The following is a 15,251-nucleotide window of genomic DNA, read 5'->3' as shown; positions in this document are numbered from 1 at the left end:
CAGGTTTCTCGACGATGCTCGAAACGAACGGGGGGAAGGGAACCCTACACCGCCGCCAGCGTAACCGGCCCCAAAATCCCCGACTCACCCCCCGCATCCGCCTCGATCACCAGCACGATCCGCCGCGCACCCGCCCCGGCGGGCACACGCGCACTCAACGGCCCTGCCGCGCCATCGGCCTTGTCCGCGAGGCGCTTGCCATCGACCCACAGTTCCGCACGCCCGCCGATCGCGGCGAAGCGCAGCATCCCGCCGCCTGCCGCCACCGCGCGCCACGGCGTGATCGCGGCGCGATAGACGCGCCAGCGCCCGCCCGTTTCGACCGGCGTCGGCGTGCCGCTGCGCACGAACGCCCAGCTATTGTTATCGCCATCGCTCGGCGCGAGATCGGGCGAAGGCCGCGCGTCGAACGCCGCCGAGCGCCGCCACTGCGCGATGCGCTGCTGCGGCGCGATCGCGGGAACCTGGCCGGGCGGATCGATCGCCAGCCGGTCGATCATCAACCGCGCCGGGGCAAGACCGTCCGCCTGCGCCGTCATCACGATCCGCCCACGCCCGACCTCGGCGCGCACGATCACTTGTGCGAGACCGTTGAATAACGAGCGCGCGCCATGGTCGGGCGGCGATTGTTCGGGCTCATGGCTGTTTGGGTCACCATTGCCGAGCCCGATGATCGCCGCGCCAGCGACCGTGAAGCGCGCCGGTAGATTGGCGGTCGGCACGTGCCGCCCCTTTGCATCGATCGCATCGACCGTCACCGGCTGCACATCCTCGCCATCGCCCGCCATCACGCCGCGGGCAGGCGTCAGGCGCAACGCAACCGGTCGCCCCGCCGTCTCCTGCGCCGCGCGCGCGACGATCCGACCACCGCGCCGTGCGACCACCTCGATCCGGCCCGGCGCATAGGGCACTTTCCAATGGTTCCCCAGGAACCGGTCGACCGCCTGCGTGCCCAGCTCGCGCCCGTTCAGGCTGACCGTCACCTGTTCGGCATTGCTCATCACCACGACATCGATGCTGTGCCCCTCGCGCCCCGGCCACGTCCAATGCGGCGCGAGGCTCAGGACCGGCGCATCGTCGATCCATTGCGCGCTGCGCAGGCCAAAGGCGGTCTTCGGGAAACCGCACAAGTCGAGAATGCCGAAGAAGCTCGAGATCGTCGGCCACTCATAAGGCGTCGGCTCGCCATGATAATCGAAGCCCGTCCACACGAACCCGCCAGCCACGAACGGCCGATCGGCGATCATCTTCCAGCTCGGCCCATGCGGTGCCCCCCAGCCGGCCGCTTCGCGATCATAAGACGTCGCAATATGCGCCTTCGGGTCGCTCTCGAACGCGCCGCGCGTCTGATACGCGCTGGTGTCCTCGGTGCTGATGATCGGCTTGGTCGGGACCAGCCGATGATAGACGTCATATTGGTCCTGATAATAATTGAACCCGGTGACATCGACTTCGGTCGAGGTGTTGACCGGATCGTTGAACGCGCCATTCATCGCCACGGTCACGGGCCGCGCATCGTCCAGCCGCTTCAGCGCCGCCACCATCCGCCGCGTCATTTCGACACCCTGCGGCGTCGATTTCAGCGGTTCCTCATTCCACAGCGTCCAGATGATCACGCTGGGGTGGTTGCGGTCGCGCCGCACCAGCCATTCCAGTTGGGCCAGATAGTCGGGCGACGGGTTGAAACGGCGATTCTCGTCCATCACCAGCAAGCCCATCCGGTCGCAATAGTCGAGCAGTTCGGCGGTCGGCGCGTTGGAGGACATGCGCACCGCGTTGCAGCCCATCGCCTTCAGACGTTGCAGCCGCCAAGAGAGCAAAGCGTCGGGCATGGCGGTGCCGACCCCGGCGTGATCCTGATGGAGACACACGCCTTTGATCTTCACCGGCCGCTCATTGAGGAAAAACCCGCGCTCGGCGTCGAAGCGGATCGTGCGGAAGCCGATCGGGATCTGCCGCACATCCACCACGCCCCCGTCGCGCAGCACGTGTACGCGCAGCGTGTAGAGCGTCGGCGTTTCCACCGACCACAACCGCGCATCGCCAACGTCGAGCGTCAACGTGGCATCGGCCTGCTCCAGCACCGGCACCGTCGCCGCGACGCTCGCGCGCTGGACCGCGTGGCCGTCCGGATCGAACAGCGTCGCCTCGACCGTCACCGTCGCTGCGGCGCGCCCGCTATTGGCAAGCGTCGCCACGACGGGCACCTGCCAGCGGCCCGCCGCATCGCGGCGCGGGTCACAATAGACGCCGTCGCTGATGATCGCGACGGGCGCGCGGCAGACCAGCCAGGCGTGGCGATACAGCCCCGCCCCTTCATACCACCAGCCCTCCCACGCACTCGCATCGACCCGGATCGCGATCACGTTCGGCTCGTCGCCAAAGGTCGCGAACGGCGTGATGTCGGCATAGACGCTAGCATAACCCGACCAGCTATGCGCGACGACGCTGCCATTCACCCAGATCGTCGCATTGGTGGCGATGCCGTCGAAATGCAGCTCGATCGTCTTGCCGCGATCGGCGGGATCGAGCAGCAGTGTGCGACGATACCAGCCAATCCCGCGCGGCCGATACCCTTGCGAGATGTTCGCGCTCTCGACGAACGGCTGCGCCGCCGCCCAATCATGCGGCACGCGCACTGCCGCCCAGTCGCTATCGTCATACAGCACGGCGGCGGCACCAATCGCATTCCCCGCCATGGCGGAAAGATAGGTCTCGGCGTGGCCCGCCGGTGCGGGTGCTGCGATATCGCCTTCATGAAAGCGCCAGCCAAGCTCGAGCAGCGTCCGCGCCGGGTCCTGCCGGACGGGCCTTGGCGGCAGGCTGTTTTCGGGGCGCGGCATCGGAAAGCCATCGACCGTTGGCGGCGCGGCGACGGCGGCGGCGGCTGGAACGGCGCGCAGGGCACCAGCCCCCGCGCTGGCGAGCAGAAGCTGGCGACGGTTCATGACAACACTCCGGGGAGGAAAGGTCGGCGCGCGAACGCGGCTACAGGTCGGACAGTTCGGCGACGAAGTCGTAGGCGTCACCGCGATAATAAGACCGGGTGAATTCCGCCGCGCGACCATCCTTCAGGAAACCGCGCCGCTCGATCAGCAAACCGGGATGCCCGGCACTGACCCCCAGCATCTTGGCATGTTCCGGCCCGAACGGCACCGCGCGCAGCCGCTGCAATGCCCGCACCGGGCGGCTGCCGGCCTTGTCGAGCGCGGTATAGAGCGAATCCTCGACCGCGCTGATCCCCGGCAGGCAGTAACCGGCGATGGTCGAAAATTCGAGCGCCATCGGCTGATCGTCGGCATAGCGGATGCGGTGAAAGCGATAGACCGGCGTCCCCGGTGACAGCCCCAGCGACATCGCTTCATCGGGGTCGACCGTCCCCGCCGCCCGGCTGATCCAACTGCTCGACGCGGTCTTGCCGCGCGCCGCCATGTCTTCGGAAAAGGACGACAGTTTCGAAAAGCTCTTTTCGACGCGCCCGGTAACGAAGGTGCCCGCACCGCGCCGCCGCGTCAGCAGTCCTTCCTCGACCAGCCCACCAATCGCCTTGCGCACGGTGATGCGCGAAATATCATATTCGACGGCAAGGTCGCGCTCGGCGGGAATGGCATCGTCTTGCGCCAGCACATCGTGCGCGATAGCCTCGCGAATGAGGTGCTGGAGCTGAAGGTAGAGCGGTGCCGGATTGCCTTCGCGAAACTGTCCGATCTGTTGCGAAAACGCCAATGCCCATCCCTTTCGCCGCGCCGTAGAACGCCCCCGTCCCGTACGTGCGTCGCTGTGTGAGCAGCCAGCCTAATCAAAGCGTGGCAGGTGAGCAATCGGGATTGTTGCGATTTCATATTGGTATGCTCTGCACGCATGCCGCACCGGTCGATACTGCCGTTTTATATCAAAAACCGTTATCCCGTCCGCTTGCAAGTGGACTTATATTGGTTACACTTCGAGCCAAAGATACGCCAGAGCGGCGGCAGGGAGATTTTATGATGCAAAGCAAGCAGCGCGGCACTGCGGAGCGCAATTTTCGGCGGTGCGGTGCTACGCTCGGAATGCTGTCCTCGCTGCTGATCACCGCATCGGCGACGGCGCAAGCCGCGCCAGCCCCCCTCCCCTTGCTCCCGCTTCCCGCCACGATCACGCGCACCGCCGACAGCATCACCATCGCCAATGGCGCGGGCGTCGCCGTGCCCAGCGGCGACGCCGAAGCCGAAGCCGCCGCGCGCCTGCTGATCGCGCAAGTCGCCACCACGCGCGGGCTAACGCTGCGCACCACCAGCACCGGAGCGGTAATCCGCTTCGTGCGCGACCCCGCGATTGTCGGCGCGGAGGCGTATCGCCTGACCGCCGATGCCAGCGGCATCCGGATCGCGGCTTCGGCGCGTGGCGGTTTCGTCTATGGCGCGATGACGCTGGCGCAATTGCTCAGCCCCGATCAGGCGTTCGGCAAACCCGTCACCGTCCCCGGCGTCGATATCCGTGACGCGCCGCGCTTTGCCTGGCGCGGCGTGATGGTCGATGTTGCGCGGCATTTTCAGCCATTGCCCTCGCTCTACCAAATCGTCGACCAGATGGTCGCGGTGAAGCTCAACGTGCTGCATCTCCATTTGACCGACGATCAGGGCTGGCGCTTCGAAGTGAAACGCTATCCCAAGCTGACCGAATTGGGTGCGTTCCGCGCGCCGCCAAGCACCGGCGGCCCCGCCCCGGCGACGCGCGTCGGCGGTTTCTACACCCAGGCCGAACTGCGGGATCTGGTCCGCTATGCCGCCGAGCGCGGCATCACCATCGTCCCCGAAATCGATTTGCCCGGCCACGCCCAGGCGTTGGTCGCGGCCTATCCCGAGATCGGCGTGTTCGGCGATCGTCCGGTGGTGTCGCACGATTGGGGGGTCAATCCCTATCTGCTCAACCCCGGCCCGAAGGGCGTCACCTTTGTCGAGAATGTGCTCGATGAAGTGATGGCGGTATTCCCCGGCAGCTTCATCCATCTCGGTGGCGACGAAGCGGTCAAGGATCAGTGGGAACGCTCGCCCGAAGTCCAGGCGCAGATGGCCAAGCTCGGCCTCAAGACCGAAAATGCGCTGCAAAGCTGGCTGATCGACGAGTTCGGCCGCTATCTCGCCAGCAAGGGCCGCCGCCTGATCGGCTGGGACGAAATTCTTGAAGGCGGGCTCCCGCCTTCGGCTTCGGTCATGTCGTGGCGTGGCGAAAAGGGCGCGGTCGATGCCGCCAATGCGGGACACGATGTCGTGCTGACCCCGGCCCCGACGCTGTACGTCGACAGCCTGCAAAGCGACCAGCGCGACGAGCCGCCGGGCCGCTTGTCGATCCAGACGCTGGCCGATGTCTATGCCTATGATCCGCTGCCCAAGGGCATCGATGGGACCCGCGCGAAACATGTGCTGGGCGCGCAGGTCAATGCGTGGAGCGAATATCTCGTCACGCCCTATCAAATCCAGCACGCACTCTTCCCGCGCGCGGCGGCGCTCGCCGAGAACACCTGGTCGAACGCGCCGCGCGATTTCACGAGCTTCGCCACACGGCTGGCCCCGCAGGCGGCACGCTGGCGGCGCGGTGGGATTGAGGTGGCCGACAGCGCCTTTGCGGTAACCTATGCCCTGCAAGGCGCACGCGGCGATGCGCTGCTGGCAAATAAGGTGACGGTTGCGCTCGCCACGCAAGTCCCGGTTGGTACGATCCGCTATACGCTGGACGGCACCGCGCCGACGGCACGCTCGCCCGTTTATGCAGCCCCCCTCAGCCTTGTCCCGGGCGCGACGATCAAGGCCGCCGCCTTTGACACAGACGGCATCGCCACGGCGCGCATCCGCGATTTCGCGACGAGCCGCAGCGCGCTGTTGTATCGCAACGCCTCCGATCTCGTCTCCTGCCCGCGCGGCGCGCTGGGGCTGCGCGTGCCGCTGACTGCGGATGCCGAAAGCAACGGCCCCGCTTTCAACGTCAACCTGTTCGATACGTGCAGCGCCTATCCGGCGGCCCCGCTGGACGTGGCCGGGGGTTTCACGATCGAGGTCGCGCGCCTGGCGCGCCATTACGGCCTGGCGCATGAGGCATCGGCCGTGCGCGAGCCCTATAGCGTCACCGCGCATGGCGAACTGGTCGTGCTCGCCGGATGCCAGGCAGGCCGCAAGGGCGCGCCCAACAAGGATGCCCCCAAACCCGTCGTGGTCGCGACCTTCCCGCTCCCCGATCCCGCCGCATCGCCGACCAAGATGACGTTCAAGGGCACCTTGCCGCAGCTGACCGGGGACCGTGACTTGTGCTTCCAGTTCACCTCGCCCGTCGCCGAGCCTTATTATGCCGTGGCGTCGGTCCAACTGACCGAGCGCCGGTAATGCGTAGGACGCTGCGCCGCGCGATCCTCGCCGCCCTGCTCGTGGGCGCGGCAGCGCCGCTTGCCGCCGCACCGCGCACCACGGTCAGCCTCGACGATGGCTGGCAGGCGCGGATCGCGCCGTCGGACAGCGCTGCCACCCTCGCGCATAAGGAACAGACGCGCTGGTTCCCGGCGCATGTCCCGGGCAGCATCCAGCAGGATCTGATCGCGCGCCACCGCGTGCCCGATCCGTTCCTTGCCACCAACGAAGCCGCGATCCAGTGGGTCGGGCGCACCGACTGGCACTATCGCCGCACTTTGCAGGTGACCCCGGCGATGCTCGCGCGCGATCATCTCGATCTGGTGTTCGACGGGCTCGACACCTTCGCCACCGTGACGATCAACGGGCAGCTCGCGCTTACCGCCGACAATGCCCACCGCCGCTGGCGGATCGCGGCCAAGCCGCTGCTCAAAGCGGGCGCGAACGAGATCCTCATCACCTTCGCCGCGCCGATCAAAACGCTGCAACCGATGGTGCTGGCACAAAAGGCGTCGCTGCCCGGTGAATATGATTCCGCTTATGGCGACGAACCCAAGGGCCGCCAGACCTCGCCTTATATCCGCAAGCCCAAATACCATTATGGCTGGGATTGGGGTCCGCGTATCCTCAACGTCGGTCCGTGGCGTCCGGTGCGGCTGGAGGCGTGGGACAGTGCGCGGATCGACACGCTGCGCATCGATCAGGATGCGCTCAACGATCGCGAGGCGCGCCTGTCGGCCAAGGCCGTCATCCAGGCCGATCGCGAGACTGTCGCCAACGTCCGCCTCACGCTGACCGCGCCCGACGGATCGCAGCAGCAGGTCGTGCAGCAGGTGACACTCGCCGCCGGCACCAACGCCGTGTCTGTGCCGATCACCGTCGCCAACCCGCAGCGCTGGCAGCCAGTCGGCTATGGCACGCAGCCGCTCTATCGCGTCACGGCGACGCTCAATCAGAATGGCGAAGCGACCGACACTGCCGAGCGCCGCATCGGCCTGCGCACGGTCGAACTGATCCGTGGCGGCGGCGCGATCGGCTTTCGCGTCAACGGCATCCCGATCTTCGCCAAGGGCGCGAACGTCATCCCGTTCGACAGCTTCCCGGCGCGCGTCACCCCAGCATCGCTGCGCCCGCTGCTCACCGCCGCGCGCGACGCCAATATGAACATGCTGCGTATCTGGGGCGGCGGCTATTATCTCGACGATGCTTTTTACGATCAAGCCGACGAAATGGGCCTGATGGTGTGGCAGGACTTTATGTTCGGCGGCGCGGTCACCCCGCCCGATGCCGCCTATCGCGAGAATGTGCGGATCGAGGCGGAGGAACAGGTCGAGCGGCTCGGCAACCATCCCTCGATCGTTCTGTGGTCGGGCGGCAATGAAGTGCTGTCGGGCTGGGAGAATTGGGGTGACCGCAAGGCCTTCAAAAAGGCGGTCGGTGCCGATGAGCAGGAACGCATCGGCGCTGGCATGGCGGTGCTGTTCGATCGCGTGCTGCGCGATGCGGTGCTGACGCGCTCGCCCGGTACGCCCTATTGGCCGGGCTCGCCCTCGACCGATTATGAAGGCCCGGTCGATACCGATGCGGCGGGCGACCGCCATTTCTGGGATGTGTGGTCGGGCTCCAAGCCGGTCGAGCGCTATCTCGATGCATGCCCGCGCTTCATGTCCGAATATGGCTTTCAGGCGATGCCCGCCATGGCAACGGTGCGCGCCTTTGCCGGTAACGGCCCGCTCACGCCCGACAGCGCGGTGCTGAAGGCGCATCAGAAGTTCCTTGCCGGGGAAGGCAATGAACGCCTGTTGATGTATATTCGCGACCGGCTGGGCGAGCCCAAGGACATTGCCGACTTCGTCTATCTCAGCCAGGTCAACCAGGCCGAGGCGATCAGCCTCGCCGCCCTCCACCACCGTTCGTGCCGCCCGGTGACGATGGGGTCGCTCTATTGGCAGTTGAACGACGTATGGCCGTCCATCTCCTGGTCCAGCATCGATTATGACGGCCGCTGGAAGCTGCTGCATTATGCCGCGCGCCGTTTCTTCGCACCGCAAGTGATCGTCGCCGAACATAAGGACGCGGCAACGCGCATCGTGCTGGTGTCGGATGCAACCACGCCGATCGCAGCGCGCTGGCGCGTCCGCGCCTTCGACATGGCGGGCAAGCCGCTTGGCGAACAGGGCGCGGCGGCAAGCATGCCCGCTTTGTCCGCCACGGATGTCGCCAAGCTCGACGATGCGACGCTGTTCGGCGGGACAGACCCGGCGTCCAGCTACGCTGTCGCCGAATTGCTGGTCGGCGATGCCGTGGTCAGCCGCGCCATCATCGAGCGCGGCGTGCCCAAGACGATGCACTATCCCGATCCCGGCCTGACCGCGACGTGGAGTGGCAAGAGCGTCACCATCCACAGCACGGCGCTCGCCCGCGCGGTGATGCTCGATTTCGGCCAGATCGGCGCGCATCCCTCCGATGACGGCTTCGATCTGTTGCCGGGCGAAAGCCGCACCATCACCGTGACGTCCACGGCGTCGCCCACGGCGCTCGCCGCCGCCCTCACCCTCCGTTCGCTGGGATCCCGTCGATGATCTGGATGTTGCTCGCCGCCGAGGCCGCGCAAGTCGCTCCCGCCCCCGAAACGCTGACCACTGCGCAAAAGGCGGCCCAGCTGCAAAGCAGCGCGCCCGCCGATCCCGCCGCCGGGCTGCCGGCGTATGACTGGTGGAATGAAGGTCTGCACGGTCTCGCGCGCAACGGCTATGCCACCGTGTTCCCGCAGGCGATCGGCATGGCCGCGACGTGGGACGCGCCGTTGCTCAACCGCATCGGCGAGGTCGTCGCAACCGAAGCGCGCGCCAAGTTCAACGCGCAACCGGTCGCGGCCGATCGCAAGATCTATCAAGGGCTGACGATCTGGTCGCCCAACATCAACATCTTCCGTGATCCGCGCTGGGGCCGCGGGCAAGAGACCTATGGCGAGGATCCCTATCTCACCGGCCATCTCGGTGTCGCCTTCATCACCGGCCTGCAGGGGCCAGACCCGAAGCACCCCAAGGTCATCGCCACGCCCAAGCATTTCGTGGTGCATAGCGGCCCCGAAGCGGGACGCGACGGCTTCGATGTCGACCCCTCGCCGCAGGATCTGGAAGCGACCTACCTCCCCGCCTTCCGTCTGGCGGTGACCGAGGGCAAGGCGCAGTCGCTAATGTGCGCCTATAACGCCATCCACGGCGTCCCCGCCTGCGCCAATGCGCCGTTGATGGTCGATCGGCTGCGCCACGACTGGGGCTTTACCGGTTTCACCGTCTCCGATTGCGACGCCGTCGCCAATGTCCATTTGTTCCACCATTACCGGCTGGATGCTGCGGGGGCGGCGGCGGCCTCGCTCAAGGGCGGGACCGATCTCAATTGCGGCACCACCTATGCGGCGCTGCCCGAAGCGCTCCAGCGCGGCCTGGTCACCAGTCAGGACATCGACACCGCGTTCGGCCGCGCAATGGCCGCGCGCAAGGCACTCGGCATCGCTTATGGTGCGACCAGCCCCTGGGCTCGCATTTCGCCCAGGGACATCGGCACGCCCGAACACCACGCCGTCGCGCTGGAGGCGGCGCGCAAGGCCATCGTGCTGCTCAAGAATGAGGGCGACCGGCTGCCGCTGAAGACCGGCACGCGCATCGCACTGATCGGCGCCGATGCCGATGATATCGGCGTATTGCAGGGCAATTATCACGGCACCGCCATCGCGCCGGTGACTCCGCTCGAGGGCCTGCGCCAGCAATTCGGGGCGGAAAACGTCCTTTATGCGCAAGGCTCGCTGCTCGCCGATGGTGCGGCGGTGCTTGTTCCCGAAACCGCCTTGCGCTGGAACGGCGCGCCCGGCCTCCAGGCCGAATATTTCGCAGCACCCCGCCTCGGAGGGGAACCCGTCATCACCCGGCGCGAGCGCCATATCGACCATGACCTCAACCGCGCCGTCCCCGCCCCCGGCCTCGGCCCGCAGTGGAGCGCACGTTGGACCGGCGAGCTGGTCCCGCCCGGCCCCGGTGCCTACCGCCTCGTCATCGACGCACCCGCTTGCTGGAAATATTGCAAGACGCACGATGCCGCGCGGCTGTGGATCGACGGCAAGCAAGTCGCGACCGGCGAAATCCAGAAGGGCCGGATCGAGGTCGCGTTCGACAGCGACGGCCGCGCCGTGCCGTTCAAGCTGGAACTCGACCATGTCAGCGACGATGAAGGCGTGCGGCTGTTGTGGCTGCCCCCGCCGAGCCGCTGATCGCCGAGGCCGTGGCCGCCGCCAAGGCCGCCGACGTGGTGGTCGTCTCGGTCGGCCTCTCGCCCGATCTGGAGGGTGAAGCGCTGTCGGTCAGCGTGCCCGGCTTCGTCGGCGGTGACCGCACCGACATCGCGCTGCCGCACGCCCAGCAACGCCTGATCGCCGCGCTCAAGGCGACCGGCAAGCCGCTGGTGCTGGTGCTGACCAGCGGCAGCGCCGTCGCGCTAGATCCGAACGATGCCGACGCGATCCTCGCTGCCTGGTATCCCGGCGAATCCGGCGGCACTGCGATCGCCGAGACGCTGGCCGGGCGCAACAACCCCTCGGGCCGCTTGCCCGTCACCTTCTACGCCCACACCACCGACCTACCCGCCTTTGTAGATTACGGCATGAAGGAGCGCACCTATCGCTACTTCACCGGCACGCCCGTGTGGGGTTTCGGCCATGGCCTCAGCTACACGCGCTTCGCTTATACCGCCCCGACCAGCGCGATCAGCGTCGCCGCCGGGCAAAGCGCAACGGTGCGCGTGCGCGTCGCCAATGTCGGCGCGCGCGACGGCGAAGAGGTGGTGCAGGCCTATCTCGTCCCGCCGGCCACCAAGGGGGCCGGCTTCACCACCCCGGTGCTCCAGCGCCAGTTGGTCGGCTTCAAACGGCTGGCGATTGCGCGCGGCAAGGCGGGCGATGCCACCTTCACGCTCGATCCGCGCAGCCTCAGCCTGGTCGCGCGCGACGGTACGCGCGCGGTCGAGCCCGGCGCTTACCGCCTGTTCGTAGGTGGCGGCCAGCCGGGCAGCGCGCCCGGTAGCTGGATCGACCTGACGATTACCGGTAGCCGCCAGGAATTGCCCAAATGATCCTGACCAGGCGTGAAACCCTCCTCGGCGGTGCGGCGGGGGCCGCGCTCGTCGCCTCCCCCGCACTCGCCGCCGCACCGCTCGCCAGCAAGCGCCCGCCCGTCACGGAGCGGCTATTCACCAGTCGCGCGGTCGAGCGCGAAATCGTGCACGTCTCGGCCAAGATCGGCGACCCCAAGCTGCGCTGGATGTTCGCCAATTGCTATCCCAACACGCTCGACACCACGGTCAGGATGAGCACGGTCGATGGCGCACCCGATGCGTTCGTCATCACCGGCGACATCCCCTGCCTGTGGCTGCGTGATTCCTCGGCGCAGCTCGCACCCTATCTCCATCTCGTGCGCGACGATCCCGCGTTGCGCACGCTGTTCCACGGGTTGATCGCGCGGCAGGCGCGCTCGATCCTGATCGACCCTTATGCCAACGCCTTCATGCAAGATCCGTCGGCCCGGACCAATCTCGGCTGGGCGAAGGACGACAAGACCGAGATGAAACCCGGCGTCGCCGAACGCAAATGGGAGATCGACTCGCTCTGCTATCCGATGCGGCTCGCGCACGATTATTGGCAGACGACGCGCGACCCCGCCCCCTTCGACGCGCGCTGGGCGGCGGCGGCGCGGCTCAGCATCGCCACCTTCCGCGAACAGCAGCGCAAGGACGGACCCGGCCCTTACCGCTTCCTGCGCGAATCCGATCGCAATACCGAAACCCAGCCGCTCGACGGCTATGGCAATCCGTCGCGTCCCGTCGGGCTGATCCATTGCGGCTTCCGCCCCTCGGACGATGCCTGCCTCTATCCGTACCTCATCCCCGCCAACCTGTTCGCGGTCAGCGCTTTGCGCGAGCTGGCGGTGGTGGCGCAAGGGGCGCGCGGCGACGCAGCCTTGGCGCAGGACGCCACCGCGCTCGCCGCCGAGGTCGAGCAAGCGCTGCTCGAGCATGGCCGGATGCGGCTGCGCGATGGGCGCGAGGTCTGGGCCTATGAGGTCGACGGCTTCGGCAATGCGATTTTCATGGACGATGCCAACGTCCCCTCGCTCTCCGGCCTCGCCTATCTCGGCTGCGTCGCCCAGAGCGATCCGCTGTGGCAACGCACCCAGGCCGCCGCCTGGGGGCCGGACAACCCCTATTTCTTCAAGGGAAAAGCCGGCGAAGGCATTGGCGGCCCGCATGCCGGATTGCGCCAGATCTGGCCGATGTCGCTGATCGTGCGCGCGTTGTCGAGCGACGACCCCGCCGTGATCCGCGCCTGTCTCAAGACGCTGCGCGAGACCGATGCCGATACCGGCTTCATCCACGAAACCTTCGATCAGGACGACGCCCGTAAATTCACCCGCCCTTGGTTCGCCTGGGCCAACGGCCTGTTCGGCGAACTGATCGTCCGCCTCGCCAATACCCGCCCCGCTTTGCTGGAAGGTACCCTGTGACCATCGACCGCCGTACCCTGCTCAGCAGCTCCACCCTCGCATTGTTCGCCAGCGCGCTGCCATGGCGGCTCGACGCCCGCGCCCCTGCGGCCGCCCCCAATCTGTTCGTCGGCACCGGTGGCGACGGCCATACCTATCCGGGGCCATCGCTTCCCTTCGGCATGGTCCAGCTCGGTCCCGATACCGATGTCGAGCGCTGGGCGACCTGTTCGGGCTATCACCATGGCGACGGCTCGATCATGGGCTTCAGCCACACGCATCTGTCGGGCACCGGGATCGGCGACATGCTCGACGTGCTGGTCGTGCCGACCACCGGGCCGGTCACGCTGACACCGGGGCCGCTCGACAATCCCGATGCCGGCTATCGCCAGCGCTATTCCAACGAGATCGCCGAGCCCGGCTCCTACCGCGTCACGCTCGAATCGGGCGTGCACGCCGAACTGACCACGACCGATCGCACCGGCTGGCACCGCTACAGCTACCCGAAAGGGCCGGGCCATGTGCTGATCGACCTGTCGCACCTCATCCTCGACACCTCGGACCATGCTCCGCTGGTCGATGAAGCCAGCCTGGCGATCGACACTGATGGCACCATCACCGGCAGCCGCCGCGTGTTCCGCTGGGCCAAGGGGCGGCGCATCCACTTCGCGCTGCAATGCTCGCGGCGGCCCGATCGCGTCACCTTCTATGGCGATGGCGATGCCGAGCAACCCGCGGGCACCACGCACGTCTCCGGCAAGCGCCTGAAAATGGCGCTGCACTGGAACGACGCAGGTGCCGCGCCGATCCTGCTGCGCTGTGGCATCTCGGGGGTCGATGTCGCGGGCGCGCGCGCCAACCTTGCCGCAGAAGCCCCGCATTGGGATTTCGACCGCACGCTTCGCGCCGCCCGCCAGCGTTGGGCGGAGGCGCTCGGCGTGGTGCAAGTCGAAGGCGGCAGCGCCGACCAGCGCACGATCATGGCCTCGGCGCTCTATCACGCGCAGCTTGCCCCCACGCTCTTCTCGGATGTCGATGGCCGCTATGTCGGGCTGGACGGGCAAATCCACACCGTGCCGCCGGGCGGCGCCGCCTACAGCACCTATTCGCTGTGGGACACCTATCGCGCGCTGCACCCGCTGCTGACGCTGATCGCGCCTGCGCGCACCAAGAGCCTGATCGACGATCTGATCCGCCAAACCCAGCAATCGCCTTACGGTCCTTTGGTGTGGCCGCTGCAGGGCAAGGAAACCGGCACGATGATCGGCTGGCACGGCGTCGTCCCGCTGGCCGAGGCGCAAGCCAAGGGCATTCCTGCCGATTATGCCGCCGCCTGGCCCGCCATCGCCAAGCGCAGCTTCGATTTCAAGGCCCCCGAACAGGACAATAGCCTGGCCCGCGAAGCCTATGACAAGCTCGGCTATGTCCCGGCCGACCAAGTGTTCGAAAGCGTCAGCCGCACGCAGGAATATGCCTATGACGATTGGGCCTCGTCACACCTCGCCCGTGCCGCCGGGGCCAGCGCAGATGCCGACCGGCTGCTCAAGCGATCGGGCCATTGGCGCAACGTTATCGACCGCGACACCGGCTTCGCCCGCCCGCGCTTCGCCGATGGCACATGGTGGACACCCTATGATCCGGTCCAGCTCGGCCATATGCCAAAGCCGTGGTGGCGCGATTATACCGAGGCCAATGGCTGGCAGGCGACCTTCCTCAACCAGCACGACATTTATGGCCGGATCGCGCATGTCGGCGGCGATGCCGCGTTCGCGGCGAAGCTCGATGCGTTCTTCTCCGCCCCCTCGACGCTGCCCGACAACGCCCCGCCCGACATTTCCGGGCTGGTCGGCCAATATGCGCACGGCAACGAACCCGACCAGCACGCCGCCTATCTCTATGCCTATGTCGGCCAGCCGTGGAAAACGCAGGCGATGGTGCGGCGGCTGTGCACCGAAATGTACCGCAACGCGCCCGATGGCATCATCGGCAATGACGATTGCGGCCAGATGAGCGCGTGGTTCGTCTTTTCCGCGCTCGGCTTCTATCCGGTCGATCCGGTCGAGGCGGCCTATGTGTTCGGCTCGCCTTTGTTCGAACGCGCAACGGTGCGCGTCGGCACCGGCCGCACGCTGACGATCGAGGCCCCCGGCAATCGCGCCGACACGCCGTATGTCACGGCAGTTTCGTGGAACGGCCAGCCCTGGACGAAGAGCTGGATCGACCACCGCACGCTCAGCAGCGGCGGCACGCTGCGCTTTACCATGTCGGCCACGCCCAACCCCAATTTCGGTGCGGCGCGCGCCGATCGTCCCCCCTCTTTCGGCCATTCGGCCTGATTTCC

The 15,251-nt window shown here is 67.1% G+C and carries 8 protein-coding genes; 6 read left to right on the top strand and 2 right to left on the bottom strand.

Translation table 11 applies throughout. From position 1 onward, the window contains the following. Nucleotides 1-44: 44 nt before the first annotated feature. Both galA and ON00_RS14120 read right to left on the bottom strand, forming a co-directional pair. The gene (galA, locus tag ON00_RS14125) at nt 45-2,948 is read right to left on the bottom strand and encodes a beta-galactosidase GalA (RefSeq protein ID WP_010406774.1); all 2,904 of its coding nucleotides are present in this window, start codon (nt 2,946-2,948) and stop codon (nt 45-47) included. A gap of 40 nt (nt 2,949-2,988) precedes the next feature. After that, complete coding sequence (locus ON00_RS14120; protein WP_010406773.1) at nt 2,989-3,726, bottom strand: GntR family transcriptional regulator; 738 nt, start codon at nt 3,724-3,726, stop codon at nt 2,989-2,991. 257 nt (nt 3,727-3,983) lie between these two features. Here ON00_RS14120 and ON00_RS14115 point away from each other — a divergent pair, with 257 nt between their 5' ends. From ON00_RS14115 to ON00_RS14095, 6 genes are read left to right on the top strand one after another with little or no spacing between them, the layout of a single operon-like run. Then, a complete protein-coding gene (locus ON00_RS14115; protein ID WP_245535579.1) occupies nt 3,984-6,356 on the top strand; it encodes a beta-N-acetylhexosaminidase in 2,373 nt (790 codons plus the stop codon). Then, the gene (locus ON00_RS14110; RefSeq protein ID WP_010406771.1) at nt 6,356-8,959 is read left to right on the top strand and encodes a beta-mannosidase; all 2,604 of its coding nucleotides are present in this window, start codon (nt 6,356-6,358) and stop codon (nt 8,957-8,959) included. Before ON00_RS14115 ends, ON00_RS14110 begins: the two co-directional genes overlap by 1 nt. Beyond that, complete coding sequence (locus ON00_RS14105; RefSeq protein ID WP_010406769.1) at nt 8,956-10,647, top strand: glycoside hydrolase family 3 N-terminal domain-containing protein; 1,692 nt, start codon at nt 8,956-8,958, stop codon at nt 10,645-10,647. The genes ON00_RS14110 and ON00_RS14105 overlap by 4 nt, the downstream gene beginning before the upstream one ends. After that, nucleotides 10,623-11,504, top strand: coding sequence for a glycoside hydrolase family 3 C-terminal domain-containing protein (locus ON00_RS21230; RefSeq protein ID WP_010406767.1), 882 nt, complete (start codon nt 10,623-10,625; stop codon nt 11,502-11,504). Before ON00_RS14105 ends, ON00_RS21230 begins: the two co-directional genes overlap by 25 nt. Continuing rightward, entirely contained in the window at nt 11,501-12,931 is a 1,431-nt protein-coding gene (locus ON00_RS14100; RefSeq protein ID WP_010406765.1) for a glycoside hydrolase family 125 protein, read from the top strand. The genes ON00_RS21230 and ON00_RS14100 overlap by 4 nt, the downstream gene beginning before the upstream one ends. After that, nucleotides 12,928-15,246, top strand: a complete 2,319-nt coding sequence (locus ON00_RS14095) for a GH92 family glycosyl hydrolase (RefSeq protein ID WP_010406763.1) — start codon at nt 12,928-12,930, stop codon at nt 15,244-15,246. The genes ON00_RS14100 and ON00_RS14095 overlap by 4 nt, the downstream gene beginning before the upstream one ends. Nucleotides 15,247-15,251 lie beyond the last annotated feature (5 nt).

It is taken from the genome of Sphingomonas echinoides ATCC 14820 (genome assembly GCF_000241465.1).
Taxonomy (GTDB): domain Bacteria; phylum Pseudomonadota; class Alphaproteobacteria; order Sphingomonadales; family Sphingomonadaceae; genus Sphingomonas; species Sphingomonas echinoides.
The sequence above is the reverse complement of the archived record's forward strand: the minus strand, read 5'-3'. Positions and strand labels throughout refer to the sequence as shown.

Excerpts from the sequence above, each read along its gene's own strand:
- galA (WP_010406774.1), bottom strand. The coding sequence starts at position 2,948 with ATGAACCGTCGCCAGCTTCTGCTCGCCAGCGCGGGGGCTGGTGCCCTG.
- ON00_RS14115 (WP_245535579.1), top strand. The coding sequence starts at position 3,984 with ATGATGCAAAGCAAGCAGCGCGGCACTGCGGAGCGCAATTTTCGGCGG.
- ON00_RS14110 (WP_010406771.1), top strand. The coding sequence starts at position 6,356 with ATGCGTAGGACGCTGCGCCGCGCGATCCTCGCCGCCCTGCTCGTGGGC.
- ON00_RS14105 (WP_010406769.1), top strand. The coding sequence starts at position 8,956 with ATGATCTGGATGTTGCTCGCCGCCGAGGCCGCGCAAGTCGCTCCCGCC.
- ON00_RS14100 (WP_010406765.1), top strand. The coding sequence starts at position 11,501 with ATGATCCTGACCAGGCGTGAAACCCTCCTCGGCGGTGCGGCGGGGGCC.